The 5,094-nt window shown below is 48.0% G+C and carries 4 protein-coding genes; 1 reads left to right on the forward strand and 3 read right to left on the reverse strand.

Annotation, left to right across the window (positions count from 1 at the left end):
- From KDK14_RS05245 to KDK14_RS05255, 3 genes are all read right to left on the reverse strand, one after another.
- Window positions 1–1,136: cyclopropane-fatty-acyl-phospholipid synthase family protein (locus KDK14_RS05245; protein ID WP_257263965.1), on the reverse strand; the 1,136-nt coding region annotated here is incomplete at its 3' end.
- Complete coding sequence (locus KDK14_RS05250; RefSeq protein ID WP_257263966.1) at window positions 1,133–2,029, reverse strand: DUF1365 domain-containing protein; 897 nt, start codon at window positions 2,027–2,029, stop codon at window positions 1,133–1,135. The genes KDK14_RS05245 and KDK14_RS05250, both read right to left, overlap by 4 nt.
- A 2-nt stretch (window positions 2,030–2,031) precedes the next feature.
- On the reverse strand, window positions 2,032–3,441 hold the full coding sequence (locus tag KDK14_RS05255) for an FAD-dependent oxidoreductase (RefSeq protein ID WP_257263967.1): 1,410 nt from the start codon (window positions 3,439–3,441) through the stop codon (window positions 2,032–2,034).
- Window positions 3,442–3,770: 329 nt separating this feature from the next.
- Here KDK14_RS05255 and KDK14_RS05260 point away from each other — a divergent pair, with 329 nt between their 5' ends.
- Window positions 3,771–4,922, forward strand: a complete 1,152-nt coding sequence (locus KDK14_RS05260) for a hypothetical protein (RefSeq protein WP_257263968.1) — start codon at window positions 3,771–3,773, stop codon at window positions 4,920–4,922.
- The last annotated feature ends 172 nt before the right edge of the window (window positions 4,923–5,094 follow it).

The raw sequence follows: 5,094 nt of genomic DNA on the forward strand, positions 1-5,094 counted from the left end.
CCGAGCTTTTCAATGGCGGGCCAGGCCGACAGAAAGTGCCGTTTCCATTCATTCAGGGTTTTTGCATAGTCAAGACCGAAAGAGAGGGTGTTGCTAATAGCCAGCCTGGCCTTTTCGGCGTGTTTTTTCATCACCTTGTCACTGGGCAACATGCCGCCGGGAAAGATGTAGCGCTGAATAAAGTCGACACCACGGCGATACTCCTCAAAGCGGGTGTCATCAATCACGATGGCCTGGATAATGGCAGAACCTCCGGGATTCAGACTCTGGTATAGTTTGTCAAAATACACTGGCCAGTGCTCTTCACCAACGGCCTCGATCATTTCGATGGAGACGATACGGTCAAACTGTCCATGGATATCCCGGTAATCCGTGAGACTGAACTGATGGGTCCTGTTATAAGATATCTGTTGTGCATAGGCCAGCTGTTCCTGTGACAGTGTTATCCCATGGTAAGCACCTTGATGCCGTTGACCCAGTGCCCGGGCAAAGCCGCCCCAGCCGCAGCCTATCTCCAGCACGGAATGTCCCGGACGAAGCTCAAGCCAATCGACAATGGTGTTGTATTTATTGCCCTGCGCGGTTTCCAGGTCTTCATGCTCCTCAAAATAAAGGGCGCTTGAATAGGTCATGGTCGGGTCAAGCCATAGCTGATAAAAGTCGTTGCCCAGGTCGTAATGCGTAGCAATATTGCGACGACTGCCGGAGCGGCTGTTACGGCGTATTTTGTGCAATATCCGGTTAAACAGATTGCTGAACCAGTTGCCTGCCATCACCTCCTGCAGATTGTCTTCATTGGCCATGGCCCAGTCGGTGAGTGCTTTCAGGTCCGGAGTGCTCCAGTCGCCATTAATAAACGACTCTGTCCAGCCCAGTAACCCCTGGCTGCCTTGCTGGATTATACCCACCGGATTGTGGATCTGCAGACAGGGGATGGGCGTTCCTGACCGGAATTGCCCGAGCATCACGCTTTCGTTCTCATCAATGCCATTGCCATCAATGCCATTGCCATCAATGCACAACTCAATTCTGCTTACCCCCGCATTAACCAGGCGCTTTTCCAGCCAGGAGATTACATTACGCAGGCCAGAGAACCAGGGTTTGCCGGTTATCGCCGTGGAGCTGGTTGAGTTCATTTTTTTTTCTCCCTGTTCGCTGCCTTGCTTTTCTTCGATGCGAAGGGCACAAAATCTTTTTCTTTCACCATGGGCATTTGTGCACGACTATGGCTGAAAAAGAAATTTCTTGACGTGTGTGGGTAAATTGACAGGCCCTTTAACCAGAGCCGCAGGGCTTCCCAATGAATGGCAGCCATGACTTTCAGGGTTTGCAGTGGCAGTAGCATGGCCTGTTTTACGATAAAACGATCGGTGATGGTTTTGCGCAGACCTTTGAACACGGCAGTGAACAGCTTGCCACTGGCGTCGTTCAAGTTAATGGCCAGAGTTACTTTCTCGCCGGGCGGGTGGGTCCGGAAATGGTAATAGCAGTTCATGGGAAAGAAGGGGGAAACATGCAATGCCTTATTGGCCTGTTGCTGTACATGTTGTGGAAAAGCTTGCTTGTTACACTCTATCGATCGTCCATCGTCCGGCTGTGCTTCAGGCTTGACAGCCGCCACATAGGAATGCCTTTCGCCAAAGGTATTGCTGACTTCGTAGACGATGGCGGTGAGTTTTTGATCCCGATAGCAAAAGTACACCGCCAACGGGTTAAAGGTATAACCAAACATCCTTGGATAACAAAGCAGGCTGACGTTATCCGGTGTCTCAATATTATAGTTGTGAAGCAACCGGTTGATCTGTTCCCGCAATGGTGCCTGAGAACCATCACCATGATCGCGGGGGTAGAAAGACACCACATTAAACCGGTTTATGGAAAACAGGGTGAGCTGCTTATCCAGCGTCTCAATGGTATCCAGGTCCAGCAACCAGGAAGCCACCCGATACGAGAATCGATGCTTCTTCGGCTTGAACCGGTGATGCCTCAATTCGCCAAGGTAAATAGAAGAACCACGGGACGACGCCATGCTCAGGGCTCCTGCTGTTGAGGTTCAGGGGAGGTCAGTTGAGCGCTGGCGAAACCCGGGCCAAAAAAACTCTGGCCAAACAGGTCCGGGCGATGAAGCCGGTCGTTTTCCCCTTTAATTTGCCAGGGTCTGCGAATGCCTCCAAGGCTTTCTGCAACAGCAAGGCCGGACTGCAATCCGTCTTCGTGGAAACCATAGCCCATCCAGGCGCCACAGTACCAGGTTCGATTTCTACCCTGGAGTTCCCATATTTTCTGCTGGGCTTCAATGGCCGCGCGATCAAATACTGGATGGTCATAAAGATAGCAGCCATGAATCAGATCGGTTGCGGGTTCCTGCCGGGGATTGAGTGTGACAAACAGTGGCGGGCTGTCGAGATGTTGCAGGTTATTCATCCAGTAGGTAACCGCAGGACCCGTCTCATTGCCCTGATCTGAGGTATTGGAACCAAGATAGTTCCAGCTGGCCCAGGCTTTTTTGTTGTCAGGCATTAGTCGTTCATCGCTGTGTAGCAGAGCCTTGTTGCGTTGAAAGGTAAATGCACCGAGCAAATGCTGTTCAAACTCGTCGGGCTCAGAAAGCAAGCTGAGGGTGGTGTCTGCATGGCAGGCCATAACCACATGGTCAAAATGCCACTCTTTACCCTGGAAATCGGTTAATTGAACCCGGTCAGAAAACCGTTTTATTTTGCGAATACAGCGATTGGTGAGCGCCGCTGTACCCAGCTCATCAATAATCCGTTGAACATACGCCCGGCTGCCTCCCTTAACGGTCTGCCATTGAGGGCGATCTGACAATTGCAGCAGACCATGATTTGAGCAGAAGCGCAAAAAGGCCAGGGCCGGGTAGTCCAGCATTTTGTCAGCCGGGGTTGACCAGATAGCAGCACCCATGGGAATCAGGTGATCATGAATGAACCGTTGGCTGAAGCGCTCACGGTGCAACAGTTGGCCAAGGGTTAAAGAAGCATCGATACCCTGTTCATGGTCAAGGCTGCCCAGCCACTTTCCACTGTTGCGATAGAAACGCAGAATATCCGCCAGCATTAGCCAGAACCCGGGGCGGAGCAAATTGCTCTTCTGGGCAAATAATCCGGATAGATCAGTACCTGCGTACTCGGTATAACCATTATTCAGCGAAACGGCAAAAGACATATCTGTAGGAACAAAAGGCACCTTCAGATGTTTGAAAAAAGCAATCAGGTTTGGATAGGTTTTCTCATTAAAAACAATAAAGCCGGTATCGACGGGAATGGGCTTCTCATCACCCACAGAGACAGTATGACTGTGGCCGCCGAAGCGATCATCCTTTTCAAACAAGGTTACGTTATGGTGTTTGGAAAGTAGCCAGGCGCAGGAGAGTCCGCTAATACCGGAACCGACGACAGCTATATTCATTCCTTTTGTGGCCACGAATGAGACTCCCTGTTGATTTTATTTGCGGTAAGTAGCTAACCATTTGAAATCATATATTTTTGGGTACTTGTGCTGGCACACCCGGCAATTGCTCCTGCATTCATGCAGTCAGTCGTGCTTCATAACAACTCCGGTCATATAGCTACGGCTATGCTCTCTGTGCTGTGCCTCACATAGGGTCAGCCCGGGTAGCCAGAAATTTTCGATTCCATGTGGCCAGCTACTTAAAAGCTTTGTTACCAATAAGTGATAAAATCTGTTGATCAGTGCAATCTGGCACTATGAAATGAAGTTACGAACACAGTGGCATACTGGTTCACCTGAAAATGCATGAAACATTGAGAAAGTGTGAGGCCAACAATATACAAAGTAGAAAGTTGAACTTCCCTTTTACCAAGATGTCTAAAATCCAAATAGACAAAGTACAACCAGGGATTCTTCAGATGAGTACACCGCAACTCCCTCCACAGGGTCCGGTATTTCAGCCGAAAATTGCAGTTGCATCAGGCGCAGATGAGTCAGGCTCAGTTAGCGCAAATGTTGATTCAACAACTGCAAGGTTTAACGCCAGAGATGTCAGTCAATCTAATATCAGTACTTCTCGGGTAAATGATGCAGCAGGCTCCTTTACCAATGGCCCTGGTAATGAGCGCCGTGGTGTCAGAGAGCCAGGCCCGTCAACCGTTGATAACCCAACGTTTGCCAGAGCGAGACTACCATTAGCTTCGTCAGGGGATACGCCAATCACTGCATCTTCAGCACCGCTTCAGCTCGATGAAGATCTGGTTGAAGATCCGAAAGTAAACGCAGCAGTAAAATGGACAATGACTTTGTTCAAAGCCTTGCGACCTGTAATGGATAAAGAGCATCTTGATTGTTTTACAAGATCGCTTGGTCTGCAAGAAATGAGTCGGCCCAAGCTGGAAACAGCGCAACCTGATATTAACGTTCCAATTAATCTTCAGGAACAATCGATTGCTGTCAAAACGAATTCTGAGAGTGTTCATCAACTGCCGGGCACGAACGAGATGATTTTGACCAATCAGCTTTATGCTGATATAGGTGCTATTGAACAACAGTTGTTGGAGAAATTGTCAGCCAAGGATCAAAAAATCGAAAACACCGCTGAATTGGCCTCTGTTTTCCAACAGTTTTTGCATTTAAACAGGGTGGTTGACACAATCCCTTCTGCATCAGAGAAAGCCAGACTGAAGCAGAGGTTGGATGGATTAAAAAACAATATCAGTGAGTGGTTTTTCGCTATTCCTGCTTTCAGCGCCATAAAAAAAATGAAAAGTGAACTTGAAAATTTAAAGTCGCAAACATCGCCCGATGCTACTCTTCGCTATTTGTCAGTAACTCTTGATGAATTCGATCTTTTTTTCAAAATCTACCCCTCTGGTGTGGCAATAGATAATTTAAAGAGGGAGATAGATATTCTTAAAAGTAGTGTATCGGATATTCAAAAAAACGTATGAATATCGTTTTTTGTTTGCTCAATTAAATTGAATAGGTGTTTGAGTTTGAGATAAAAGCTACAGACTCTCATGAATTATTGGATCTGCTTCAAGTAGTTGGGCAAGTGGAATCATATATTTCGTAACTATTCGTTGAAACCATATTGACCCTTGATTTCCAAGGGCTACAAGC

The sequence above is a fragment of the Endozoicomonas sp. ONNA2 genome (assembly GCF_024606365.1).
Classification (GTDB): Bacteria; Pseudomonadota; Gammaproteobacteria; order Pseudomonadales; family Endozoicomonadaceae; genus Endozoicomonas.